This window comes from Treponema sp. UBA7570 (assembly GCA_002477955.1).
In the GTDB taxonomy this organism is placed as follows: Bacteria; Spirochaetota; Spirochaetia; order Treponematales; family Treponemataceae; genus Treponema_D.
In genome coordinates this window covers 36,951-61,199 of the sequence record DLLE01000028.1, presented here as the reverse complement: position 1 = coordinate 61,199, position 24,249 = coordinate 36,951, and the positions used below count along the sequence as shown (strand labels likewise).

20 protein-coding genes and 3 tRNA genes are annotated in these 24,249 nt (G+C 41.3%); 11 read left to right on the top strand and 12 right to left on the bottom strand.

Annotated elements, in window-relative coordinates:
* A partial coding sequence (locus tag B4N75_RS03010; protein ID WP_296667725.1) for a ferrous iron transporter B occupies positions 1-801 on the top strand: 801 nt, incomplete at its 5' end.
* A gap of 86 nt (positions 802-887) precedes the next feature.
* Here the strand turns inward: B4N75_RS03010 and B4N75_RS03005 are convergent.
* The 5 genes from B4N75_RS03005 to sufC all read right to left on the bottom strand — a co-directional run bounded on the left by B4N75_RS03005 (position 888) and on the right by sufC (position 5,335).
* Positions 888-1,571, bottom strand: coding sequence for an SIMPL domain-containing protein (locus B4N75_RS03005; protein WP_296019771.1), 684 nt, complete (start codon positions 1,569-1,571; stop codon positions 888-890).
* Positions 1,572-1,675: 104 nt separating this feature from the next.
* On the bottom strand, positions 1,676-1,921 hold the full coding sequence (locus tag B4N75_RS03000) for a TIGR03905 family TSCPD domain-containing protein (RefSeq protein WP_296667723.1): 246 nt from the start codon (positions 1,919-1,921) through the stop codon (positions 1,676-1,678).
* Between the two features lie 21 nt (positions 1,922-1,942).
* Entirely contained in the window at positions 1,943-3,043 is a 1,101-nt protein-coding gene (locus tag B4N75_RS02995; protein ID WP_296667721.1) for a SufB/SufD family protein, read from the bottom strand.
* 114 nt (positions 3,044-3,157) lie between these two features.
* The gene (sufB, locus tag B4N75_RS02990; RefSeq protein ID WP_296667719.1) at positions 3,158-4,564 is read right to left on the bottom strand and encodes a Fe-S cluster assembly protein SufB; all 1,407 of its coding nucleotides are present in this window, start codon (positions 4,562-4,564) and stop codon (positions 3,158-3,160) included.
* 18 nt (positions 4,565-4,582) lie between these two features.
* Entirely contained in the window at positions 4,583-5,335 is a 753-nt protein-coding gene (sufC, locus tag B4N75_RS02985) for a Fe-S cluster assembly ATPase SufC (RefSeq protein WP_296667717.1), read from the bottom strand.
* 316 nt (positions 5,336-5,651) lie between these two features.
* On the opposite strand from sufC, the gene malQ reads away from it, so the two are divergent.
* Positions 5,652-7,217: a 4-alpha-glucanotransferase gene (malQ, locus tag B4N75_RS02980; protein WP_296667715.1), complete on the top strand. Its 1,566-nt coding sequence runs from the start codon at positions 5,652-5,654 to the stop codon at positions 7,215-7,217.
* A gap of 93 nt (positions 7,218-7,310) precedes the next feature.
* On the opposite strand, the gene B4N75_RS02975 is transcribed toward malQ, so the two are convergent.
* On the bottom strand, positions 7,311-7,538 hold the full coding sequence (locus B4N75_RS02975) for a hypothetical protein (protein WP_296667713.1): 228 nt from the start codon (positions 7,536-7,538) through the stop codon (positions 7,311-7,313).
* 97 nt (positions 7,539-7,635) lie between these two features.
* Between B4N75_RS02975 and B4N75_RS02970 the strand changes: the two genes are divergently transcribed.
* The 3 genes from B4N75_RS02970 to deoD are packed head-to-tail and all read left to right on the top strand — an operon-like array spanning position 7,636 to position 9,648.
* Positions 7,636-8,244, top strand: a complete 609-nt coding sequence (locus B4N75_RS02970) for a chromate transporter (RefSeq protein ID WP_296706556.1) — start codon at positions 7,636-7,638, stop codon at positions 8,242-8,244.
* Positions 8,245-8,270: 26 nt separating this feature from the next.
* Entirely contained in the window at positions 8,271-8,891 is a 621-nt protein-coding gene (locus B4N75_RS02965) for a chromate transporter (protein WP_296667709.1), read from the top strand.
* A 52-nt stretch (positions 8,892-8,943) separates the two neighbouring features.
* Positions 8,944-9,648, top strand: coding sequence for a purine-nucleoside phosphorylase (deoD, locus tag B4N75_RS02960; protein ID WP_296019748.1), 705 nt, complete (start codon positions 8,944-8,946; stop codon positions 9,646-9,648).
* A gap of 73 nt (positions 9,649-9,721) precedes the next feature.
* On the opposite strand, the gene B4N75_RS02955 is transcribed toward deoD, so the two are convergent.
* Positions 9,722-10,570, bottom strand: coding sequence for a type I phosphomannose isomerase catalytic subunit (locus B4N75_RS02955; protein WP_296706555.1), 849 nt, complete (start codon positions 10,568-10,570; stop codon positions 9,722-9,724).
* Positions 10,571-11,500 carry a hypothetical protein gene (locus tag B4N75_RS02950; protein WP_296667348.1) on the bottom strand — a complete coding sequence of 310 codons (930 nt, stop codon included), beginning with the start codon at positions 11,498-11,500 and terminating at the stop codon, positions 10,571-10,573.
* A gap of 247 nt (positions 11,501-11,747) precedes the next feature.
* Between B4N75_RS02950 and thrA the strand changes: the two genes are divergently transcribed.
* On the top strand, positions 11,748-14,243 hold the full coding sequence (gene thrA, locus B4N75_RS02945; RefSeq protein WP_296667345.1) for a bifunctional aspartate kinase/homoserine dehydrogenase I: 2,496 nt from the start codon (positions 11,748-11,750) through the stop codon (positions 14,241-14,243).
* Positions 14,244-14,408: 165 nt separating this feature from the next.
* On the opposite strand, the gene B4N75_RS02940 is transcribed toward thrA, so the two are convergent.
* The 4 genes from B4N75_RS02940 to B4N75_RS02925 form a co-directional block, all read right to left on the bottom strand.
* A complete protein-coding gene (locus B4N75_RS02940) occupies positions 14,409-17,018 on the bottom strand; it encodes an endonuclease MutS2 (protein WP_296706554.1) in 2,610 nt (869 codons plus the stop codon).
* Between the two features lie 2 nt (positions 17,019-17,020).
* Entirely contained in the window at positions 17,021-18,007 is a 987-nt protein-coding gene (gene rsgA, locus B4N75_RS02935) for a ribosome small subunit-dependent GTPase A (protein ID WP_296667340.1), read from the bottom strand.
* Positions 18,008-18,318: 311 nt separating this feature from the next.
* Positions 18,319-18,391, bottom strand: a tRNA-Glu gene (locus B4N75_RS02930).
* A 53-nt stretch (positions 18,392-18,444) separates the two neighbouring features.
* Positions 18,445-18,515 (bottom strand) — tRNA-Gln (locus B4N75_RS02925).
* Positions 18,516-18,701: 186 nt separating this feature from the next.
* On the opposite strand from B4N75_RS02925, the gene B4N75_RS02920 reads away from it, so the two are divergent.
* From B4N75_RS02920 to B4N75_RS02900, 5 genes are all read left to right on the top strand, one after another.
* Entirely contained in the window at positions 18,702-19,355 is a 654-nt protein-coding gene (locus tag B4N75_RS02920; RefSeq protein WP_296667338.1) for an HAD family hydrolase, read from the top strand.
* A gap of 151 nt (positions 19,356-19,506) precedes the next feature.
* Entirely contained in the window at positions 19,507-21,570 is a 2,064-nt protein-coding gene (fusA, locus tag B4N75_RS02915; RefSeq protein ID WP_296706553.1) for an elongation factor G, read from the top strand.
* Between the two features lie 167 nt (positions 21,571-21,737).
* Positions 21,738-21,819, top strand: a tRNA-Leu gene (locus B4N75_RS02910).
* 208 nt (positions 21,820-22,027) lie between these two features.
* Positions 22,028-22,825 (top strand): DUF554 domain-containing protein, encoded by a 798-nt coding sequence (locus tag B4N75_RS02905; protein WP_296706552.1) that lies wholly within the window; start codon positions 22,028-22,030, stop codon positions 22,823-22,825.
* A 300-nt stretch (positions 22,826-23,125) separates the two neighbouring features.
* Positions 23,126-24,244, top strand: a complete 1,119-nt coding sequence (locus B4N75_RS02900; protein ID WP_296019723.1) for an ABC transporter ATP-binding protein — start codon at positions 23,126-23,128, stop codon at positions 24,242-24,244.
* Positions 24,245-24,249 lie beyond the last annotated feature (5 nt).

Below are 24,249 nucleotides of genomic sequence, written 5' to 3'. Positions count from 1 at the left end.
GGACGCAGCATTGTTCCTCTTTTAATCGGTTTTGGCTGCACTGTTCCTGCCGTAATGTCCACAAGAACCCTTCCAAGCGAACGCGACCGGCGCATGACCATTTTGCTTACACCTTTTATGAGCTGCTCGGCGAAACTTCCGATTTACGCATTTTTTGTGAGCGCATTTTTCCCGAAGCACGGCGGTCTGATTATGGGCGGACTTTATTTTCTTGGCATTGTCTCAGGAATTTTTGTCGCCCTGCTTTTAAAAAAAACGCTTTTTAAAGGAGAAGCCGTTCCTTTTGTAATGGAGCTTCCAAACTACCGTCTTCCTGGTAAAAAAAATGTAGCCCAGCTTTTGTGGGAAAAATCAAAAGACTTTCTGCAGCGCGCATTTACCGTAATTTTTATCGGAACAATCATAATATGGTTTTTGCAAAGCTTTAATCTGCGGTTTCAGCTTGTTTCTGAGTCACAGCAAAGCATTCTCGCTTCAATTGCCGGAATCCTTGAACCAGTTTTCCGTCCAATCGGTTTAGGAAACTGGAAAATCATAACCTCGCTGATAAGCGGATTTATTGCAAAAGAAAGCGTAGTTTCTACAATGGAAATCCTTTTTGGAGACGTTTCAGCCGCAATAAAACCTCTTGCTGCGGCAAGCCTTCTGGTGTTCAGTCTTTTGTATACGCCGTGCATTGCGGCAATTTCTGCAGTCCGCCGCGAACTTGGGACAGGCTGGGCAGCTGGCGTTGCGCTCTGGCAATGTGCGCTTGCATGGATTTTGGCATTTTTCGTGCATTTTATAGGAAGCTTTATTTAAATTCTAATTTTTTACTGAACGAAAATTGCAAAAAAAAATCAGCGGCCTTGTACGTCAAGACCGCTGATAAAAGAAATTAGAATTGATTATTTTAAAAGATATTCAACTGTGGTTACAACCCTTACGTTCTTTTTTTCTTCAAGACCGGGAGCTGCGTCTTCGATTGTGAATAAGCCTTGTGTTGCTTTTTTGATTTTTCCAACCTTGCTATTTGAATCTCGGGCGAACTGTTCTGCTGCGGTTCTTGCGTTTTCTGTGGCTTCTGCAATCATTTGCGGTTTTATTTGATTCAATTTTGTAAATTCGTAGTTTACTTTGCCGTCATATTCCTGTAGAACTGCAATTCCGCTCGAAACCAAGTTTAGCGAATCTGCATAAGCGGATTTTACGCTTTCAATTTTTGAAGAACGAATTAAGATTGTCTGTCTTGCAATAAAAGTATAGCGCAATTTGCTTTGATCCATGTATGAATTGAGGGAATTGTCCGTAATTGCCGCCGGCTGCACAGTAAAGTCGTTTTCATCAAGCCCGTGGTCTTTGAGATATTTTTTTACTGTCTGAGTTTTTAAAATAACCGACTGCTGCAAAGACGAAAGATTGTTGTCGCCTGTTGAGAAAGCCATATTCCAGATTGCAAGGTCGGCATCAACTTCTTTTTCTGAAAGTCCGCGCACAGAAACGCTTCGTTCTGGCGTAATTATGTTTGTAAGGCCAAAAGCAAGAATCAATGATGAAATGATGATTGAAATTCCGATTTTTAAACTGTTCATAAAGTTCCTCCCATAAAAATGCCTGTTGAAAACTTTTGTTTGGCTTTTTATATTTTTGTGCTATTGAATATTATAGCCCGATTTTTTTGACTTTTCCATCAATTTTATTTTTCCATGACGGCTTTTGCCAGCTGGTCTGCGCAGCTTGTTCCTTTGTCGCGGCAAAGGTTTCCTAAAAGTTTTGTTGAAATTTCTTCGGCTGTCATTCCTTCGCAGAGTTTTGATATTGCCTTTAAGTTTCCGTCGCAACCGCCTTCAAATTTTATATTGTGAATTCTGTTTTGTTCGTCGCGTTCAAATGTTATTGATTTTGAACAAGTTCCTTTTGTTTTAAATGTTACTTTCTGCATTGTGCACCTCGTTTTTTTTGTTTAATTTTCTTCTTCGCCGATAAACGCCTTTATTTTGCTGACTGTTTTTTCGTCAGAAATGTGCGAAGCTGCTTCCATTATTTTTGCACGTGTCATTATTGATTTTGCAGTTTTTTCGTCAATTCCGCGCGACTGAAAATAAAACAGCTCTTCGGTGCCTAGGTTACCAAGGTTTCCGCCGTGGGCGCCTTCTACATTTTCTTCTCCACACAAAATCATTGGAATTGAACGGTTTACGGCAGTTGGCGAGGTTAGAAGGGTTTCTTCGTATTCGTTGCCTTTTGAACCTTCGCAGCCTCTCTTAAAATCGATTGTTCCGCGGTAAAGTTTTTTTGCATTGTCCAAAAGAGTGCCTTTTATGCTCATTTTTGACTCTGTGTCTTTTCCTGTGTGCGAAACGCAGTAATTTATGTCGAAATTTTGTTCATTTTTTGCGGTGTAGGCGGTTTCGCTTGTAAAGCTTGAAGCGTAACCAGAAAGTGCGCAGGTTACGTTTGCAAAAGCCTGTTTTGATCCGAGTTCAATTTGCGTTACTTTTACGCTTGCGTTGTCTTCTGCAAAAAACTGAGTGTCGTCAAGGTGAGTGTATTTTTGGCCTAAAAGCTGAACTTTCACAAGGTGAATTTTTGAATATGGTTTTGCCCAAAGTTTTGTCTGTATTGCGCAAAAACCGCCGTCAAAAGGAAGAGACGTGTAGTTCATTATTACGGTGATTTCGGAATTTTCTTCGGCAATTACAATTTGCCGTCCAGAATATGTCTGTCCGTCTTTGAGCTCAAAATCCAAAATTATCGGTTCTGTGCATTTTTTTTGCGCTGTAAGCGCAAATTTTACGGAATTTAGTGAATTGATGATGTCTGTAGTGTCTGTACTTGAACTTTGCGCCATAAAAGGAAGTTTTTCTTCGAGTTCGGCAATTTCTGCGCAGCCGTTTCCGTCGTCTTTGTAGAGAATCAAGCCGTCTGTTGCTCCGCGGATTTTTGCGCATGGAACGACAGAAGTGTCGATTTCTGTATCGAGAACGCCTCGGTTCATTTTGAGCCAGTTCCATGTAAGGTACGGCGTTTTATTTACATTATGATAAGAAATTTTTTTTGTCATAATTACATTCCTTGTAAATTTAAGGCTGCATTCGGGGGCTTGGGGCGCTCCCCAGGAGAGGGGGCAGCGTAAAACCGCAGGTTTGCAGCGAGGGGCAGGCGCCCCTTTGTATTTTTACATATTGCCCTTCATTTCCAGACGAATCAGGTTGTTCATTTCGACTGCGTATTCAAGCGGCAGTTCTTTTGAAACAGGATTTGCAAAACCGGAAACAATCATTGTGCGTGCTTCTTCTTCGCTGATTCCGCGGCTCATAAGATAGAAAATTGCGTCTCCAGAAATGCGGCCAATCTTTGCTTCGTGTCCGACTGCGCACTCGTCCGTGTGGATTTCCATTGCAGGAATTGTGTCGGAGCGGCTTTTGTTGTCGAGCATAAGTCCGTCGCAACTTACGCTTGCTTTTGAGCCTTTTGCTTCCGGTCCAATGTAGATTGCGCTTCGGTAAATCGAAGAACCTCCAGCCTTTGAAAGCGATTTTGAGGTTATGAGCGAAGTTGTGTCTGGCGCAAGGTGAACCATTTTTGCGCCTGTGTCCAGTTCCTGTCCTTCGCCTGCAAAGGTTACGCCTGTAAATTCCGCATGGGAGCCTCTTCCGACAAGGTCGCTTTCTGGATAAAGGTAGGAAATGTGGCTTCCAAATGAACCGGAGACCCAATCGATTGAACCGCCTTCTTCAACCCGCGCACGTTTTGTGTTGAGATTGTACATATTTTTTGACCAGTTCTCGACTGTCGAATAGCGCAAATGTGCATTTTTTTTGACGTACAGCTCAACACAGCCTGCGTGAAGGTTTGCAACGTTGTATTTTGGTGCGGAACAGCCTTCGATAAAGTGAACGTCTGCGCCTTCGTCTACGATTATGAGAGTGTGCTCAAACTGTCCGGCGCCTTTTGCATTCAGACGGAAGTAACTTTGCAGTGGAATTTCGACTTTTACGCCTTTTGGAACATAGACAAAGCTTCCTCCAGACCAGACGGCTCCATGAAGAGCTGCAAATTTGTGGTCGGAAGGTTTTACAAGCTGCATAAAATGCTCTTTGACCATATTTGCATAAGGCCCGGAAAGTGAACTTTCAAAGTCTGTATAGATAACTCCCTGCTTTGCTACTTCGTCCTGAAGGTTGTGGTAAACCAGTTCAGAGTCGTACTGTGCGCCAACGCCTGCGAGAGATGTGCGTTCTGCTTCTGGAATTCCAAGTTTTTCAAAAGTTTGCTTTATGTCTTCAGGAACGTCTTCCCACTTTGTCTGCATTTGCGTGTTTGGACGAACATAGGTTACGATTTCATCTATGTTGAGTCCTGAAATATCTGGTCCCCATTCCGGAACTTTAAGTTCGTTGTAAATTTCGAGAGCTTTTAAGCGGAATTCCCTCATCCATTCAGGGTCGTGCTTGTCTTCTGAAAGTTTTTCGACGATTTCTTTTGTCAGTCCTTGCTTATTGCGGTAAAATCCTTTTTCTTCATATTTAAAATCGTATGGAGAATCGGAAACTTCTGGTATTTCGTTGTTTTTTTCTGCCATTTGTCTGTCCTTTAAGCGTTATGCCAGATTTCCTCTTTCAAACTGCTCAAAACCGTTGGCATTGATTTCTTCAACGAGTTCTGCCCCGCTGTCTTTTACGATTTTGCCTTTTACAAGAACATGCGTTCTGTCGATTTTAAGGCTTTCCAAAATTTTTGTCGAATGTGTAATTACGAGGAGAGAGCCATTTGCGGACTTTTGATATTCTTCGATTCCTTTTGAAACAGTGCGAACTGCATCAACGTCAAGTCCAGAATCCGTTTCGTCAAGAATTGCAAGCTTTGGCTTGAGCATTAAAAGCTGCAAAATTTCGCTCTTTTTGCGCTCTCCGCCGGAAAAACCGACATTCAAATCTCGTTTTGCATAACTTTCGTCCATGTTGAGAAGAGCCATTTTTTCTTTTAGCTCTTTTTGAAACTGAAAAAGCCGTACTCTCTGTCCTGTTGCTGCTTGAAGAGCGCTTCGTATAAAGCTTTCAAGAGAAATTCCTGGAACTTCGAGAGGCGACTGAAAACTCAAAAAAAGACCTTTTGCGGCGCGTTTGTCTGACGGAAGGCTTGTAATGTCTTCTCCATCAAAGAAAATTTTTCCGCTAGAAACAGTGTAGCGGGGATTTCCCATAATTGTGTATCCGAGGGTTGATTTTCCAGCTCCATTTGGTCCCATAAGAACATGAGTTTCGCCGGCATTTATATTTAAAGAAACGCCGTTTAAAACCTGTTTATTTTCTATATTTACTGATAAATCCTTAATCTGTAATAAATTGTCCATAATTTGCAAATTATATAGAAAATATGTGTTTTAGAGAATACTATTGCGAACTTAATATGCGCACGGCAGTGATTTGGCATAACAAAAGTTATGCCGCGACTTTTGCTTGCGCAAAACTCGTTTATTTTAGTGTGCGCAATATGCGCACGGCAGTGATTGGAACTGCGCCGCAGGCGAACCGGCTTTGCCGGTTTGGAGCGAAAGCGGAACAGTGGAAAGCACGGTTTTTAGGCTTGTCCTAAAAAGCCGCCCGAAAAAAAAGAAAAAAAACGGATTTTTAATTTTTTTTGAATTTTAATGTGCTAGAATTGGATTTATGAATTTAAAAAGAAAATCTGGAATATTGCTTCATCCTACGTCTTTGCCGGCTTCTGCTGGAATCGGGACTATTGGCCGTCCGGCTTTTGATTTTGTCGACTGGCTTTCGGCTTCTGGCACTAAATTGTGGCAAGTTTTGCCTTTGGGACCGACTGGTTACGGAGACTCGCCTTACCAGCCATTTTCGGCTTTTGCGTTAAATCCGCTTTTGATTGATTTTGAGGATTTGCTTGAGCGTGGATGGGCTCAAAAAGATGAAATTGTTCCGCCAGATTACATAAAAACTGACGGAAATGTTGACTTTGGAAGCGTTGTCTGGTGGAAAACTGGCGTTTTAAAGAAAATTGCGCTAAAACTTTTGGACGGCGGCTTAAAAGGACTGAAGACTGAATTTGGAATTTTTTGCAAAGAAAACGATTTTTGGCTTGATGATTTTGCTTGTTTTATGAGCATAAAATCGCATTACGATGACGAAGGAATGTGGAATAAAGCCTGGCCTGAAGAATTGCGGCTTTGCCGGAAAAATGCGGTCAGCTTATGGAAGAAAAGTCACGAAGATGAAATTTTAACGACAAAATTGATTCAATTTTTTGCATTTACGCAATGGAATGCTCTTCATGAATATGCAAAGTCAAAAAATGTTGAAATTATCGGGGATATTCCGATTTTTGTAAGTGCTGACAGCGCAGATGTTTGGGCAAACCAAAAATATTTTCAATTAAAGGAGAACGGGGAATCGAGCGTTGTTGCTGGAGTTCCGCCGGATTATTTTAGTCCGACAGGTCAGCTTTGGGGAAATCCTCTTTATGACTGGAAAAAAATTTCGGAAGACGGTTTTGAATGGTGGATTTTGCGCATAAAAAATATTTTAAAGCTTGTTGACTATGTGCGGATTGACCATTTTCGCGGTTTCGATTCTTATTGGGCTGTAAAATTTGGTTCTAAGACTGCCGAAAAGGGCAAATGGCTCAAAGGACCCGGAATCGCTCTTTTTAAGGCGATAAAAAATGAGCTCGGAGAATTGCCTTTAATCGCCGAAGATCTGGGTGAAATTACGGACAGTGTGCGCCGGTTGCGCGATAAATGCGGACTTCCCGGAATGAAAATAATTCAGTTTGGTTTTGATTGTGCGGAAGAAAAAAAAGGCTCTCTTGTAAATGCTTTTTTGCCTCATAATTTTTTTAATGCAAATTGCGTTGCTTATACTGGAACCCACGACAACGACACAACCCAGGGAATGCTGAATTCGCTTTATGAAGAGAATTTGTGCCTTGTTGCGTCGTATTTGGAAGGACGGAAGGTAGGTTTTTCTGAGGCATGTGCAATGCGTTCTGACGGAAGTTTGTGCCGAAAACTTGTTAGTCTTTGTTTTTCGAGCACAGCTTCTTTTGCTCTTGTTCCAATGCAGGATTTGTACGGCTTTGGTTCTGATTGCAGAATGAATACGCCGGGAAAAGCCTGTGCAAATTGGTCATGGAGAATGAGATATGATATGCTTTACGGAGAAATTGCCAGCAAAAAGTGCGAGTGGCTAAAAGAATTGAACTGCTTATATAACAGATAGAATTCATAAGTGTAGTATGTAGATACACGAAGTTGAAAAAAATACGGACAGCGTCTGCTGTCCGTATTTTTTTGTTAGGTGTTTAAGTGAAAATTAAAAGTTTACTAGCCGAAGAATAGGTTTTCCAAAGAGAACGAGAATAAAGTCAATTAGCCAGACGATATTCCAGCCGAAAAATATGCGTAGAATTGCCGCTACAATCTTTTTTTCGGAAAGCCGTGTAAAAATTCCCATTAGCGGGCCAAGAAAGAGGGCAAGAAGCACACTTACAAGCCATGGAAGTCCGAAGTAATCCTTTGTTTTTCGAGATTTTTTTGCCATATTTTATAATCCTCCAATTATTTGTATAATCATTATCAATGTAAAAAATCTTTTCGTCAAACTTTTTGTTGAGCGGATAAAAAAACAGGTGGACAATATGAAAGAAAAATTAAAAATTTTGTGGGAACTTTTTAGCGTAATGTTCAAGGTCGGTTTATGCACTTTTGGAGGCGGAATTGCAATGCTTCCAATTCTTGAGCTTGAGCTTGTTGAAAAACGCGGCTGGACTACTTCCGAGGAGCTTCTTGACTGGTTTGCAATTGGCCAGTCAACTCCAGGAATTATTGCTGTAAATGTTGCTACTTTTACAGGCTACAAGAAACTTGGCGTAATTGGCGGATGTGTTTCGACTTTTGGAATGGTTTTCCCTTCGCTTATAATAATTACGATTATTGCGCTTTTTATAAATAATTTTGCAGAACTTGCTTGGGTTCAAAAAGCGCTGCGTGGAATTAACGTTGCTGTTGCTGCAATTTTGACCAGCGCAGTTTACAAATTTTCAAAAAAGTCTGTAAAAAACATTTTTGGTTTTATTCTTCTTGTGATTTCGTTCCTTTTGATTTTTGTTTTTAACGTTGGAACAATTTGGATTATTCTTGGAAGCTGCATTCTTGGAATTTTGATTGCAGTTTTTCGCGGTGATTTTAAGAAAGTTTCAAAAAAAGAAAATTCCGCTTCCGACGGAAACAAACAGGTAAAAAAATAAATTTAGAGAATTAGCTGGAGAAAAATATGACAGAATTTATTATGACACAGATTCAAAATCAAACATCAGTAGGACTTTTTTGTCTTGTTGCAGTGTTTTTTTATATAGGACTTATAACAATTGGCGGAGGTCAGGTTGGAATTACAATTATTCAGCAAATTGCGGTTGATAATTTAAAGCTTCTTTCGGCTGAAAAATTTTTCAATATGGTCGCAATTTCTGAATCTACTCCTGGTCCGATTGGAATTAATCTTGCGACTTATGTTGGCACGGAACTTTACGGTGTTTTCGGCGGAATTATTACGACATTTGGACAGGTATTGCCTTCTTTAATCGTAATAATGCTTATTGCCCGCTATTTTGGCAAATTCTCCGAAAAAAAAGGTGTTCAGGCTGCTTTTTCCACATTGCGTCCTGCTGTTTCTGGCGTAATTGCGGTTGCGGCGGCAAAAATTCTTATTCTTGCCCTTATCACTGTTACTTCGGGTTTTGTAGCGTCGGATATTTCAACTTGGCAGAGCGGAATTATAATCAGTGCGGTTAATGCGGCTTTTTATGTTCTTTGCCTTGTCGTTTTGTTTACGACAAAACTTCATCCTGTTTTTATAGTTTTAGCAGGCGCGATTTTTGGAGTTGTATTCTGTTAAAAACGAAAGTAAAATTAAAAAAGTTATAATCGCTGTTTTAATGGGAGAAAAAATGAGCACACATATTAACGCTCCTGCTGGAGCAATTGCAGAAAATATTCTTTTGCCTGGAGATCCTCTTCGTGCCAAATTTATCGCAGAGAATTTTTTGGAAAATCCAAAATTGTATAACGAAGTGCGCGGAATGTACGGTTATACGGGAACTTACAAGGGTGTTCCTGTAAGCGTTCAGGGAACTGGAATGGGACAGCCTTCGCTTTCAATTTATGCTACTGAACTTTTTAAGGATTATGGCGTTCAAAAAGCGATTCGCGTTGGAACCTGCGGAGCAATTTCTGAAGAGCTTGAGCTGCGAGATACAGTTCTTGTAAATTCAGCGTGTTCAGATTCCTGTCTTTTAAACCAAAGATTTGGCGCTCTCCATTTTGCTCCAACTGCCGATTTTTATATGGTAAAAACTGCCGATTCTGTTGCTCAAAAAATGGGAATCCGCTATACGATTGGTTCTGTTGCTTCTTCAGATTTTTTTTATGACATCAATTCAAACTGGAAGAAGTGGAAAGAATACGGCGTTAAAGGAATCGAAATGGAAAGCGCAGAACTTTTTACTCTTGCCGCGCAATATAACCGCCGTGCAATGGCAATTATGACCGTTAGCGACCATATTCTCAAAGGCGGAGAAACTACTGCCGAAGAGAGACAGACGGCTTTTACAAATATGATGAGAATTGCCCTTGAAACGATAATTTCGGTCTGAAAAAAAACTGAAAATAGAAAGTGCCATGGAGTTTTTGACGTAGTGTTCTTGAAAAAGTTCTATGGTGCTTTTTTTATTTTGCTTTAATTCTTATTATTTTTGCCTTGCCTTCGAGAGTGACTTTTTCTCCCGGAGAAACTGCAAAAATCTGTTCTGCTTGCAAGGTTTCAAAAAGAACTTTTTGTCCGTCGGAATCTGTTCTTGTTGCTTTTAGTTTTTCTGCGTTTACAACGAATAAAAGTTCATAGCCTTCGTTTTTGGAAGCAAGAAATGAATATCCGCCAGAAAAATTTTTTTTGATAAGCGAAAAATACGGACACTCAAAATTTTGTGCAAGAGGCGCAATTGGCGACAAACTGAATGGTTTTCCGTCTGAAAAGCAGTTTTTTGTGTCTGCTTCGAGTTTTATTGATTTTACGCCTTTTTCGATATGCAGTTCGCGCGGACGTTCCCAGTCGTAGAGCCTGTATGTAATGTTGCAACTCTGCTGGACTTCCATAAGACGAATTCCTCCGCCTATTGCGTGCACAGTTCCTGCTGGAATAAAGATGAAGTCGCCTTTTTTTACTTCAACGCTGTTCATAAGTCCAGAAACCGTTCCGTTTTTTATTGCGGCAGAAATCTGTTCTTTTGTGCAGCCGTCTTTTAAGCCGGCAATCAGTTTTGCGCCTTTTTTGCAGTCAAGAATGTACCAGCATTCAGTTTTTCCGCGGGAGCCTTCACCTTCAAGTTCAACGGCTGTTTTATCGTCCGGATGAACCTGGACAGAAAGAGTGTCATTTGCCTGAATGATCTTTACAAGAAGAGGATAATCTTTTACGAGTTCAATAAAATCTTTTTGGGGACCGTCTTTGTGGGTTGAAGCAATCCAGTCTTCGTATCCCCATACTTTTTCTGAGCGAATTGGTGTTAAAAGTTTCAATTATTTGTCCCAAAGTTTTTCAGGATAGTAGCCAGATGCAATTTTTTCGGCGATTGCGTCTTTTACAACCTGTTTGTCTTCTGCGTAAGTCATGCCAAACCAGCTTTCTTCGGAAGTGAATACTTTTATCTTGCCTTTATTGTCTTTGATAATTTGACTTGCGGCAACTGGAAGAAGCGCTTCTGCTTTTTGTTCTTCGAGGTTTGTTTTTTTGAATCCGTCCCAGTATTTTTCAAATTCATCGAAAGCGGCAGGTGTAAAGCCGAAGAGATTCATGCTGACAGTTTCGTTTCCGGTCAGTTTGTAGATTGTGCCGTTCAAATCTGATTCAATTTCGTTTCCGCTGAAATTTTCGCCAGTATAGTAAATTTTTGTGTTTTCGGTGATTGATTCAAGGTAGCCGTCTTTTGTCCGGCAGACTCCACGGCTTACAGAACCGTTTCTGCTCATTGTTTTTCCGAGAATGTAGCCGACCATTGCGTGTTCTGTGCAGCTATTGTCGATAGAAGAAAGGTATTTTCCGAGTGTTTCAAATGCTGAGCGTCCGTAGTAGTCATCTGCATTGATTACTGCATAAGGAGTGTTGAGCGCTTTTTTTGCGCAGAGGACAGCGTGAAGAGTTCCCCATGGCTTTTTGCGGCCGGCTGTCTGAGAAAGTGCGTATTCGTCGGCAGTCAAAAGCGCTTCTGGCGACTGAAAAACATATTCGGCATCGATATTTTTTGCAATTCTGTCAAAAAGACGTTCACGGAAATCCTTTTCAATGTCCTTTCTGATTATGTAAACGATTTTTTCAAAACCGCATTTTTTAGCGTCATATGCAGCGTAGTCAAGAAGACACTCTCCGTTTTTTCCAACTGTATCAATCTGTTTGATTCCGCCGTAACGGCTTCCCATTCCTGCCGCAAGTACGAGTAAAGTAGGTTTCATAATAATCTCCCGTAATGAATGTTATTTTAGAACATCTTTTTGTGCGTTCGAAATTCATTTTAGCACTAAAATTTCACTTTTTCAACAAAACGGTTTTTTCGTGTTTGTTCGAGTTTTTTGTGTAAAGTGATTCTTGAAAAATTGAATAATATAATCGATTTTAATAGAAAAATGCAGAATCTTTTCTGATTGTAACAAGAGTTTTTATTCATTATAATTGAAACTTCTAAAAAGTTGTGAGGTTTGTATGCTTACTTTGAAATTTGGTGGTACTTCGATGGGATCCGCCCGCAGAATGCTTGATTCTGTGGAAATTATGCTTGGCAGGGCAAAAACTGACAGGATCAGCGTAATTGTTTCTGCCGTTGCCGGAGTTTCTAATGCTCTTCAGGCCGCTATTGACGGCTGTGTTTCTGGTTCGCTTCCTGCAAATTTCATAGACGGCATAAAAAGGACTCATGGAGATATTTGCGCCCAGCTTCATGCTTCTGTAGCAGGTTTTGACTCTGATTCTACAATGGCAAAAATCGAACCTAACTTTATTGAACTTGAAAAATTGCTTTCTGGCGTTGCGGCTTTTGGCGAATGTCCGGAATCAATTTACTGCCGCATAATGGGGATGGGCGAACTGTGCTGTGTTCCGATTATAAATGCAATTCTTATTGCAAAAAAACAGAATGTTCTTGTTTTGGACAGCCGAAAATTCATCTTTACAACTGGAAACCAGATTGAAAGCGATCCTGATTATGCAAGAACTTCGGAAGCTCTTGGACCTTACCGCGATGGAGCTGAATGTTCTCAGGCGCAGATTCTTCTTTTTCCAGGATTTGTATGCGGTTGGTCTGCGCATGCCGATGATGAGCCGAAAATGGGACTTTTGGGGCGCAATGGCTCGGATTTTTCTGCCGCAATAATAGGCGCCTGCCTTGCTTCTAAAAAAGTTGAATTTTGGACAGATGTTGATGGAATCTATACTGCCGATCCTCGTGTCGTAAGCGATGCAATTCTTGTTGACGATATGACTTACGAAGAGGCGATGGAACTTTCGTTCTTTGGTTCAAAAGTCCTTCATCCAAAAACTCTCGCCCCTCTTGTTGCCCGCGGAATCGAAGCATGGAGCTTAAATTCTCACAATCCCAAGGCGCGCGGAACTAGAATTGGCCGCGGCCCTTTTGAATCTGAAAAAAAAGTTGGGCCTGTCTGCGGAATTTCTTGTCTGAAAAAAACAGCCCTCGTTTCAGTAAGCGGTGGAGGAATGAAAGGTAAAACTGGCATTGCAAGCCGAATTTTTGCCGCAGTAAGCCGTGCAGGAATCAGCATGCTTTTGATTACTCAATCTTCTTCAGAATATACAATTTCATTCTGTGTACGCCAAAGCCAGAGCGTAGAAGTAAAAGATGCTCTTGAGTCTGAATTTGCATTTGAAATCCGTGACGGCCTTATAAATCCGATAAGTGTAATCGAAGACTGTGCAATTGTGTCGATTGTCGGCGATGGTATGAAACAAAATCGTGGTGTTGCAGGAAAATTCTTCAATGCGCTTTCGAGCCGAAGCATAAATATTCTTGCGATTGCACAAGGTTCAAGCGAACGCTCAATTTCGACAGTAATTGCCGGTGAATATGGCGACATTGCCGTAAAGACAACACACAGATTCTTCTTTAATACAACTCAGCCGATTGAAGTTTTTGCTTTTGGCGCAGGAACAATTGGCGGAGCCTTGCTTGATCAGATTTATAAACAGCAGAAGATTTTGAAAGAACAGAATATCGACATAAAAGTTTGCTGTATTGCGACAATGCGAGGAATGCTTCTTGACGGAAATGGACTTGATTTGTCTGACTGGAGAAATGCAGTTTCTGTTTCTGGAAAAAAGACGAATCTTGATGAAGTTTTAAAATTTGTAAAGGAAAACAAGCCTCTAAATCCTATTTTTGTTGACTGTACGGCAAGCTACGATCTTCCAGAACGCTATCTTGATGTTTTGAATTCTGGCATGAATGTCGCAACTCCTAACAAACGTGCAAATTCAATGTCTATGCAGTATTATCGTGAATTGCGTGAAACTGCGAACAAAAATCATGTGCGCTTTTTGTACGAAACAAATGTTGGAGCAGGACTTCCGATTATTGATACTTTGCAGAACTTGTTTAAATCTGGAGACAGCCTTGCAGGTTTTAACGGAATTATGTCAGGTTCTCTTTCGTATATTTTTGGAAAACTCGACGAAGGAAAAAAATTTAGCGAAGCGGTAAAAGAAGCAAAAGAAATGCGCTTTACGGAACCTGATCCTCGCGACGACCTTAAAGGAACTGATGTTGCACGCAAGGCTCTGATTATTGCGCGCGAAGCCGGAATGGAAATTGAACTTTCTGACATAAAAATGAATTCGATTTTTCCTGAAAATTTCAGCATAGAAGGAACTGTAGACGAGTTTATGGCTCGTTTGCCGGAAGTTGATTCTTATTTTGATGAAAAAATGGCTTCTCTTAAAAAGCAGAATAGAGTTTTGCGAATGGGCGCATCGATAAAAAACGGCAAGGTTTCTGTCGGAATGCTGGAAGTAGGACCAGAAAATCCTTTATTTGCGGTAAAAGGCGGTGAAAATGCCTTTGTATTTGAAACAGCAAGATATACGCCAATTCCTTTGACAATCCGCGGTTACGGAGCAGGAGCAGACGTTACTGCGGCCGGAGTATTTGGCGACGTCTTAAGAACGGTAAGCTTTAATCCGGAAGTGTAGCTTTTGATAAAAAATCCGTGCGGCAGAATGTTGCACGGATTTTTTTTATAAAAAGCAGAGTTTGGTGAGCTGTCTATAGCAGTTTTGCGGGGCGTTGCGGGGTGCCCCCGCTTGAAGGGGTAGCGGCCGGCGCAGCGGGCGCGCAGGGGAAGGCTTTCCCCTCCTTTAATTTAATTCAACATAGGTTTTTCCGAATCCGCCGTCTTCTGGCGAAGCGTAATGAAAACTTTTGACGGCCGGGTATTGCGAAAGATATGTTTGGACTGACTGCTGCAAAATGCCGTTTCCTTTGCCGTGGATTATAGAGAAGGTTTTGAAATTGTGAATTTGGCAGAGGTCGAGCTGGCGTGCAAGGGCTTTGAGGGCTTCTTCTTCGCGCATTCCGAGGAGACGCAGCTCGAAAACTGGTTTTGCCTGTCCAGAAATGTCTTGGGCAAGTTCTATGCTGACAGTCGCGCGAATTTGGGCTGGGGCTATGAGCTCAAGATCCTTTTCTTTTAAATTCATTCTGATTGAGCCTAATTGTACTGACCAAACGCCTTTTTTTATGCTGGAAATCAATGTTCCGCGTGTTTTTGTTGCCCTGTGCAGAACTTCGCTGCCGGCTTCGAAGGCAAGTGGCGAAACTTGTACGGTCTGCGCCTTTGTTACGAAACTTGAGCCTGCTTGTGCGCTGAGTTTTTCTGCTTCTTCTGCTGTGTATGTGTTTTTTGCCAGTGCGAGTGCCTGCGCATTGCTGAGCTTTTTTTTGCTTGCCTTGTTTGATTTTTGGCGGTTTGAACTGTTTGTGCTTATGAGCATGCCGTTTTCCAGGCGGACAGGTTCTGACTTTAATTTTTTTTCGAATTCTTCTTTTTGTTTTTCGAGACGGATTTTTTCTTCTTCGAGGGCTTTGTCTGATTTTTCGACTTTGCCTGTAAGTTCGTTTAAAAACTGTTTTACGCTGAGTGTTTTTTCGCGGGTTATTTCGCCTTCGCGGAGGGTCCGCACGAGATTTTCGAGTTTTTTGCGGGTTTGCGAAACAAAAAGTCCTGATTCCTGCTGCTCACGTTCTCTAAGTTCGAGTTCTTTTTCTTTTTGACGAAGAAGCTTTTGTTCCAGCTTGAGTTCTTTTTCTTTAAGACGGCTTTCGAGGTCTGCTGCTTCTTTTTCGGCTTTTGCAAGCTGGGCGTATTTTTCGGTAAGACCTTTTATGAGCGTGCTTACGTCTGCCTGTTCGCTTTGAATGTAGTGTTTTGCTTTTCCGACTGTTTCTGAGCTTAAGCCTGAACGTTTTGCAATGTCTAAGGCGTGGCTTTCTCCCGGAACTCCCATCAAAAGCCTGTATGTCGGGCTTAGCGTGTCCGTGTCAAAATCTACGCTTGCATTTATGCAGAATTTGTTTGTGTAACCGTAATTTTTTAAAATTCCGTGGTGGGTTGTGACAAGGACGAATGCTTTTTTTTCGATAAGATGGTCAAGAACTGCCATTCCGATTGCTCCGCCTTCCTGTGGATCTGTTCCGCTGCCAAGTTCATCCAGCAGAACAAGGCTGTCTTTATCTGCCTTTTTTACCGCTGCCGCAATGTTTTTCATATGTGCGGAAAAAGTTGAAAGGCTTTGGTCAATTGACTGTTCATCGCCAATGTCTGCAAAAACCGAGTTGAATACAGGAAGCCTTGTGCCGTCTTTTGCCGGAAGTGGAAATCCAGTCTGGTTTAAAAGCGCAAAAAGCGCAAAGGTTTTGAGGCTGACTGTTTTGCCGCCGGTGTTTGGGCCTGTGATTATGAGAACATTTTTTTCGTTTAAAAATTTCATGTCTATTGGAACGGCTTTTTCGCCAAGAAGCGGATGCCTTGCTGCGACGAGGGCAGGAGGAAGAGCGGTTCCGTCTTTTTCTGTGCAAGAAAGCGCATATGTACAGTCGTTTTCAATTCCCCAGCGGGCCGCCGCGCAAGTTTGGTCGAGTTTGATTAGAATTTTGAGGGCGGAAGAAATGAATTCAACATAGGGCGCTATTTTTGCTGTGAGTTCTGTAAAGATTTTTCGTGTTTCGCTCTGAAGATGGAATTCTTCTTGAATAAGTTCATTATTTTTTCGTACGACTTCGTCAGGTTCGATAAAAATTGTCTGGCCTGACGCGCTTACTTCGTGGACAATTCCCGAAATTCGTGCGCGCTGATTCGCTTTTACCGCAAGAACCTGCCTGTCTGCCCTGAACGCCGGAACATTGCTCGAAAGTACGTTTGAAAGGCTTGAATCTGCCGTGTATTTTTTGAGCGCTCCTGCAATTTCTGATTTAAGCTGGGCGATTTTTGCGCGGATTTCGCGTAGAACCGGAAGGTCTTTTAGTTGTCCGTCCTTGTCCAGGACTCGCGAAATTTCGTTTTTTACTGCCAAGAGCTCATTTTCCGGAAGAGTCTGCGAGAGTGAATGAAGTTTTTTTACGGACAGTGTTTTTGAAGCGGTGTTTATTGTTTCTTCTGCGTTCAGGGCCGAAGTTGCAAACTGCAAAATTGCAAAAAGCTGTTCGCGGTCGAGAGTTGTTCCTTCAATACGTAAAATCTTAAAAAAAGAATGAACCGGATTCCAGCTTTTTATAGAAAAAGAAGATTTTGAATTGAGAATTATGTCCCATTCCCGGCTTAAATTTTTTAATTCTTCGATTTTTTCATTTTCTGTAAACGGAAGTTTTGTTTTAAAAAGTTCCTGTGATTCTTCGCCTGCGCAAAATCCTGCAATTGTGTCGCGGATTCTAAAATAGGCAAGGTCTTCGAGTGTTTTTTTGTGCCACATTGTTAGTCTGTCCAGCTGCCTGTTTTTATTTCTTCTGAGATTTTTTTCCAGTTTTCATAGCGCTCTCGGCTGATTTTGCCAGATTCAACGGCTTCGAGAATTTTGCAGCCTTTTTCGTTTATATGTGTGCAGCTTAAGCCAAAGTTGCATTTTCCGACAAGGGGAGAAAATTCCCTAAAGTAAAGTGCAAGGTCTTTTGATTCGATGCCGTGCAGTACAAAGCGTCTGACTCCTGGAGTGTCGATTATTGAGGCTACAGCGCCTTGGATGCCGCCAGTAAGCGATTCGTTTAATTTTATGTGAAGCAAAGTGCCTTTTGTTGTTGTGTGGCTTCCTTTGCCGTATTTTTTAGAAAGACTTCCTGTCTTGAGAACGACAGTGCTGTCCAGAACGTTTACAAGAGATGATTTTCCGACACCGGACTGGCCTACAAGCGCGCAGAGTTTGTTTTGGATAAAATGTGCAAACTCAACCATGCCTTCGCCAGTTTTTGCAGAAATTTTCATCACCTTGTATCCGAGTTTTTCCCAGATTGAAACGTATTTTAAGAATGATTCGTCTTGAGAACCTTCAAGGTCGCATTTATTGACGAGAATTATCGGTTCGATTCCCTGTCTTTCGGCCTGTGCAAGTTCGCGGTCAATAAAACGCGGACGGAAATCAGGCTCTTCTGGGGTTGTAACGAGAATTACATAGTCAAGATTTGCTGCCAGAAGCTGCGGAGAACGTCCTTTTACGTTCCAACGTACGAATTCGTTTTTGCGCGGAACCAAAGCCGTAATTTGACCTTTTTTGTCTTCAAGACTGTCAACTTCAATTTGGACAATGTCGCCAGGAGCAAGCGGATTGTAATATTTTTTGTCTGATTTTAACCTTTTGCTTTTGAGGGCGCATGAACGGGTTGTAAAACCTCCGTCATCTTCGGAAAAAGATTCAACTTCAAAGACATTGTTCGAGCCGCTTAAAACGGTACCTGTAAGTTGGTTCATATAAGTTGATTTTACGTAAGATTTTAAGGTTTTGCAATATTTTCTGGAACCTTTTCGCCAGTCGGCACGCTCACCTCGCGGGTTCGCTTCTTTTTGTTGGAGGGGGGGGAAGGGGGATGCCTAATAAGTTCTAAATGTCATTGTCGTTCTTGATACTGCGATGTTTGCATAGCAAGCTCGGTTAGCAATCTCTAAATGATTGCAATATATTCATTTAGATTTTCGTGGCAGACCCTAAAATGGCAGAAAATATACTTTTGGGACATTGCCCATAAAAAAAGACATCCCAAAAGATGTCTTTAAGCTTTTTTTAGCTCCAACGGGAGTCGAACCCGTCTCCCCGCCTTGAGAGGGCGATGAACTAAACCGATATTCGATGGAGCCTTTTGTTTTTTTATAAAAAAAGCCGACTATTAAAAGTCAGCCCTTTTTTCGAGTTCCCCAAGGAGGATTCGAACCCCCACAGTCAGAACCAGAATCTGAAGTGCTACCATTACACAATCGGGGAATGTGATTTGTGATGTAAACTACTATATGAAAAAATAAATTTTATGTCAAGTGTTGGATATTAAAAATTTAGTTTTTTATGTGCGCTCTGTATTTTTTGTTTTGTTGAAAAGAAAATGCTTTTTTTCTAAAATATTCTTGATGTCGAGATCTTGCACAAAGCTTTTTATAAAGTTGGATAAAAATTATGTTTAATGCTGGCGGAATTTCTGCTTTTGTTTTTGATATGGATGGAGTGCTTTTGGACACTGAAAGTCTCTGTAAAAAATGCTGGAGACTGGCGGCTGAAAAATGGAATCTTAAGGGCGTTGATGAAGTTTATTACCAGTGTGTAGGGCAGTCAGATCAGGATACTCTTTTTACTCTTCAGAATTTTTTTGAAAAACAGAATGAAAATTTTAATGTTCGAGAATGGTATGATTATGCCAGAAATCTTTTTCGTAAAACAGAAGAAAGCGAAGGAATTGAACTTATGCCAGGTGCAAAAAACTGTCTTGAGCGGCTAAAAAATAAAGGTTTTATTCTTGCGCTTGCAAGTTCAACTAGAAGACAGGCAGTCGAAAGACAGCTTTCTCGTGCTGGATTGATAGATTATTTTGAAACACTTACCTGTGGCGACAGCGTAGAGCATTCAAAGCCAGATCCTGAAATCTATTTAAGGGCCTGTTCCTCTGTCGGTATAGATCCAAAAAACTGTGTTGCCGTCGAAGACAGTCCGAACGGTGTTCTTTCGGCGTATAATGCCGGTTTAAAAGTTATTTTAGTTCCAGACCAGATAAAACCGGACGAAAAAATAAAAAGTTTGTGCGCAAAAATTTTAAATTCCCTGGAAGAAATTTAAAACTGTGTAAAAAATTTGAGAAATCTTCTTATTGTTAGGATTTTTTGATTTTGGTATAATCTCTCTCTAGTTTTTTATGGTCTTTAAATTTTATTTTGAAGGCTGAACTTTTTTAGCGAAGGAATTTTTTGAAATTTTACAGGGTACGAAAATGGCTTTAGATTTTGCAAAAATGCGCAACATTGGAATTATGGCTCACATTGACGCCGGAAAAACAACAACAACTGAGAGAATTCTTTTTTACACGGGAAAAATTCATAAAATCGGCGAAATTGATGATGGTACCGCAACTATGGATTTCATGAAGCAGGAACAGGAGCGTGGAATTACGATTGCTTCTGCTGCAATTACGACTCAATGGAAAGGCTACACGATAAATATTATCGACACTCCGGGACACGTTGACTTTACTGCCGAAGTTGAGCGCTCGTTGCGTGTTTTGGACGGTGCAGTTGCTGTAATTTGCGCTGTTGACGGTGTTCAGCCACAGACCGAAACTGTATGGCGGCAAGCTGACCAGTTTAATGTTCCAAGACTTTGTTTTGTAAATAAAATGGACAGAATTGGAGCAGATTTTTTCTATTCTATAAATGATGTCCGCGAAAAATTTGGCGCAAATACCGTTGCCCTTCAAATTCCTATTGGACAGGGCGAAAAATTTGAAGGCCTGATTGATTTAATCAAAATGAAGGAAATTCGCTGGAACGAAAGCGATGAAGGCGAAACTTTTATTGAATCGGAAATTTCTCCTGAAAGAAAGGACGAGGCTGAAAAGTGGCATGCAAAACTAGTTGACGATGTTGCTTCGGCTGACGATGAGCTTGGAATGATTTATCTTGAAGGCGGAGAAATCTCTGACGATATGCTCAAGGCCGCTTTGAGAAGATGTACGATTGCTAGAACTGCGGTTCCTTGTGTGCTTGGTTCTGCGCGCCGCGACAAGGGAATTCAGCCTTTAATTGATGCTGTTCTCGACTATTTGCCTTGTCCGACCGATGTTCCTCCTGCAAAAGGCCTTCATATAAAAAAAGACCGCGAAGAAGAAGTAGAAATTCCTTGCGACGAAAAGAAGATGCCGCTCGGTCTTGTTTTTAAAATCCAGCAGGACAAAGATATGGGCACTCTTTGCTTTGTCCGCGTTTATTCCGGAAAATTTACAGCAGGAAGCCAGTATCTTAACGTCGGAAAGAAAAAGCGTGAAAGGGTGAATAGAATCCTTCGTGTAAATGCAAATCGAATGGAGCAGATGGACAGCGTAAGCGCAGGCGATATTGCCGTTTTTGTCGGACTAAAACTTGCTTCGACAGGCGACACTCTCGGTTCCGAGGGAATGCCGGTTCTCCTCGAAAGCCTTAAATTTCCTGAACCTGTAATTTCTATTGCAATTGAACCGGAAACTCTTTCTGATAAAGATAAGCTTATTGATACGCTTGCAATTATGAGCCGCGAAGATCCGACTTTTACAAGTCACGAAGATGCAGAAACCGGGCAGCTTATCATAAGCGGAATGGGCGAATTGCATCTTGACGTTTTGGTTACAAGAATGAAGGAGGATTTTGGCGTTAAGGCGAATGTTGGCGCTCCTCGCGTAACATACCGCGAGTCTGTAACTTCTGAGGTTGAACAGAGTTCTGTTTGGGAGAAAAATCTTGCCGGAAAAGACAATTTTGCAGGCGTAACTTTAAAAATTCAAAAGAATGAGCAGGGACAAGGCAACACTTATTCTTGCGCGGTTTATGGCGGAGAAATTCCAGACGAAATTTACGACGCTATAAAAACAGGAATCGAAAACTCGTTTGCGTCTGGAATTCAGTACGGCTATCCTTGTGCCGATGTCGGCGTAACTGTCACAAAAATCGACTACAACGAACTTACCGGAACACCTTTCGCATTTACTGCCTGTGCAGCCCAGGCTTTTGACGAAGCTGCAAGAAAAGCAGGTCCTGTAATTCTTGAGCCTGTTATGAGCGTTGACATTACAAGTCCTGTTGAATTTGTAGGCGAAGCGATCAGCCAGATTACTCAGCGCGGTGGAATTATCAGCGGCCAGGATTCTAAATCTACCGGCGAGATTATCCATTGCACTGCTCCAATGGCAAAAATGTTCGGATTTTCTACAAACCTTCGTTCTGTAACCCAGGGACGCGCAAGCTTTAGCATGGAATTTTCACATTTTCAGGTTAAGCAGGGCGGCTTAGATAACGCAGGACTCTAAAAATCAGAGACATTCAAAATAAAAGAAAGCCGTCAGAAACTTACTTTTTGGCGGCTTTCTTTTTTCAGGATAAAAAATAAAAATTGCAAAAAAAAACAGAAAAATTTAAAAAAAACGATTTTAATTATTGACTAAAAAATTTATTTTAGTTAATATAAATACATCGTGCGGGGATGGTGGAATTGGTAGACACGCCAGCTTGAGGTGCTGGTGACGCAAGTCGTGGCTGTTCAAGTCAGCTTCTCCGCAACTTGCAAAAGGCTGTTCGGTTTTATCGGACAGCCTTTTTTTATATCGGCTGGTTTATAAAAACGGGCGCGTCAGGGGCTGATAGCCGCAAAAGCGGTTCGGACACGCATCGCGTGGCTGAACGGAAAAATTGCGGAGCAATTTTATAACGCAAAGACCCGGCGGCTTTGCCGGACGCCCTTAAAAATCAACCGCATGGAGTTTTTTTATGCCAGCTGCATTTATTAACTGTGGTGCGATTATTTTTGGTTCGATGATTGGACTTTTGTTTGCGCGGAAAATTTCTGAAAAAGTTACGGATTCTATTACTTTTGCATGTGGCGGAGTTACTTTTGTGATGGGAATCCAGATGGCGCTAAAATATCAGAATGTTGTCTACTTGTCGCTTTCCGTAATTTTGGGCGGAATTGCAGGAACTTTGCTCGATATTGACGGCGCGGTTTTAAAAGTTGGAAAATGGCTAGGAAAAGTTTTTGGGCAGAACGCTGAAGAGAATTCTTTTGAAAATGAAAATTTAAAAAACTTGAGCGTAAAAACTGCCGGCGAAATTAACAGCGGAATTTCGGAATTTTCTTCAGGGAAGCCAAAAAAGAATTTTGCCTATGCTTTTTTAAATTCGTCTGTGCTTTTTTGTGTCGGCGCTATGGCGATCGTTGGTTCTTTCAAAGCCGGAATTGAAAAAGATTATTCTATTATTTTGTTAAAGTCGATTCTTGACGGTTTTATTTCGATTGGAATGGCGGTTGCCCTTGGAGTTGGAACTGCTTTTAGCGCGCTTTCAGTGCTTATTTATCAGGGGCTTCTTACCTTGCTTTCTGTCTGGATTTCGCCTTTTGTAACCGAAAAGCTTTTGAACGAAATTACAGGAAGCGGAGGCGTTCTGATTGTTTTTATCGGACTTAACATTATGGCGATAAAAAAAATAAAAACTGCAAATTATCTTCCAGCCGTTCTTTTTACGGTTTTGTTTGTTTTGCTTGAGCCTGTATTTAAAGGAATTTTTTAATTTTTTTGATTTTGGTGGCATTTTGCGCCGCGTTCGCTGTGCAAAACCGGCGTGTTCTGCGCTTGCGCTTTCGCTCCATTTGGGGCAATTTCGAAATTTGTTTTTTTCTGGCTGTAAAAAATAAAAAATCTTTTCATAGTAATAAAAAAATCTGCTAAAAATTGCCCCAAACGCTTCCGGGCGGCGCGCCATACGCCTTGCCTGAAAAAGGTTGGCGGAAAAAAGGTTGAATTTATTTCGTTTTTTTTTTAAGATATTTTCATAATCTAATCCCTTAAATGCCACGAGGAGGAAAACTAAATGGCAAAGGTTGAACTAAAAGGCGTTACAAAAGTTTATGACGGTGATGTTCTTGCCGTTGAAAAGTCAAATGTAACAATTGAAGACCGCGAATTCTGTGTATTTGTAGGTCCTTCTGGTTGTGGTAAATCTACAACTCTCCGTATGATTGCAGGTCTTGAAGACATTACTGCCGGCGAGCTTTACATCGATGGTGAATTGATGAATGATATTCCGCCGAAAGACCGCAATATTGCAATGGTATTCCAGAATTATGCTCTTTATCCGCATATGACTGTATACGACAACATGGCTTTCGGTCTTAAAATCCGCAAAACTGACAAGGCAGAAATCGACCGCCGTGTCCGCGAAGCTTCTAAAATTCTTGACCTTGACAACTATCTTGCTCGTAAACCAAAGGCTCTTTCTGGCGGTCAGCGTCAGCGTGTCGCTGTAGGCCGTGCTATTGTTCGTTCTCCAAAAGTATTCTTGTTTGACGAGCCTCTTTCTAACCTTGACGCAAAACTCCGTGTTACAATGCGCGCTGAAATTTCTGATTTGCACAACCGCCTTCAGGCAACTATGATTTATGTAACTCATGATCAGATTGAAGCTATGACAATGGGTACAAAAATCGTTGTAATGTCAGAAAAACGCATTCAGCAGATTGGAGAGCCTCTTTACCTTTACAATCACCCGATTAACAAATTCGTTGCTGGATTTATCGGAACTCCTCCAATGAACTTCTTCAAAGTAAATATTGCTGAAGAAAACGGCAATGTAATTGCAGACGAAGGAAACTTTAAGCTTGTGCCAACTGCTGACCAGCAGAAACATCTTAAGGCTTATGTTGGAAAACAGGTTTGGTTCGGTGTTCGTCCAGAAGACTTGGATTATCATGATTCACCAGCTGCAGAAAACAACATGGCGGTAAAAGTTACAAACAAAGAACCGCTCGGAGCAGAAACTCACGTATTTGTTCAGGTTCAGAATGTAAACATTGTTGCTAAATGTGAACCAGTTGTAAATCCGCAGCTTGGAGATACTGTAAACTTTACTCCAAAAATGGAAAGATGCAAGTTCTTTGACTTGGAAACAGAAGTAAATATCTGTGAACCAGAAATCGAAAAGAAATGGTAATCAGA

Excerpts from the sequence above, each read along its gene's own strand:
- fusA (WP_296706553.1), top strand. The coding sequence starts at position 19,507 with ATGGCTTTAGATTTTGCAAAAATGCGCAACATTGGAATTATGGCTCAC.
- malQ (WP_296667715.1), top strand. The coding sequence starts at position 5,652 with ATGAATTTAAAAAGAAAATCTGGAATATTGCTTCATCCTACGTCTTTG.
- B4N75_RS02950 (WP_296667348.1), bottom strand. The coding sequence starts at position 11,500 with ATGAAACCTACTTTACTCGTACTTGCGGCAGGAATGGGAAGCCGTTAC.
- deoD (WP_296019748.1), top strand. The coding sequence starts at position 8,944 with ATGAGCACACATATTAACGCTCCTGCTGGAGCAATTGCAGAAAATATT.
- B4N75_RS02975 (WP_296667713.1), bottom strand. The coding sequence starts at position 7,538 with ATGGCAAAAAAATCTCGAAAAACAAAGGATTACTTCGGACTTCCATGG.
- B4N75_RS02970 (WP_296706556.1), top strand. The coding sequence starts at position 7,636 with ATGAAAGAAAAATTAAAAATTTTGTGGGAACTTTTTAGCGTAATGTTC.
- B4N75_RS02920 (WP_296667338.1), top strand. The coding sequence starts at position 18,702 with ATGTTTAATGCTGGCGGAATTTCTGCTTTTGTTTTTGATATGGATGGA.
- sufB (WP_296667719.1), bottom strand. The coding sequence starts at position 4,564 with ATGGCAGAAAAAAACAACGAAATACCAGAAGTTTCCGATTCTCCATAC.
- B4N75_RS02995 (WP_296667721.1), bottom strand. The coding sequence starts at position 3,043 with ATGACAAAAAAAATTTCTTATCATAATGTAAATAAAACGCCGTACCTT.
- rsgA (WP_296667340.1), bottom strand. The coding sequence starts at position 18,007 with ATGAACCAACTTACAGGTACCGTTTTAAGCGGCTCGAACAATGTCTTT.
- B4N75_RS02940 (WP_296706554.1), bottom strand. The coding sequence starts at position 17,018 with ATGTGGCACAAAAAAACACTCGAAGACCTTGCCTATTTTAGAATCCGC.
- B4N75_RS03000 (WP_296667723.1), bottom strand. The coding sequence starts at position 1,921 with ATGCAGAAAGTAACATTTAAAACAAAAGGAACTTGTTCAAAATCAATA.
- sufC (WP_296667717.1), bottom strand. The coding sequence starts at position 5,335 with ATGGACAATTTATTACAGATTAAGGATTTATCAGTAAATATAGAAAAT.
- B4N75_RS02905 (WP_296706552.1), top strand. The coding sequence starts at position 22,028 with ATGCCAGCTGCATTTATTAACTGTGGTGCGATTATTTTTGGTTCGATG.
- B4N75_RS03005 (WP_296019771.1), bottom strand. The coding sequence starts at position 1,571 with ATGAACAGTTTAAAAATCGGAATTTCAATCATCATTTCATCATTGATT.
- thrA (WP_296667345.1), top strand. The coding sequence starts at position 11,748 with ATGCTTACTTTGAAATTTGGTGGTACTTCGATGGGATCCGCCCGCAGA.
- B4N75_RS02900 (WP_296019723.1), top strand. The coding sequence starts at position 23,126 with ATGGCAAAGGTTGAACTAAAAGGCGTTACAAAAGTTTATGACGGTGAT.
- B4N75_RS02965 (WP_296667709.1), top strand. The coding sequence starts at position 8,271 with ATGACAGAATTTATTATGACACAGATTCAAAATCAAACATCAGTAGGA.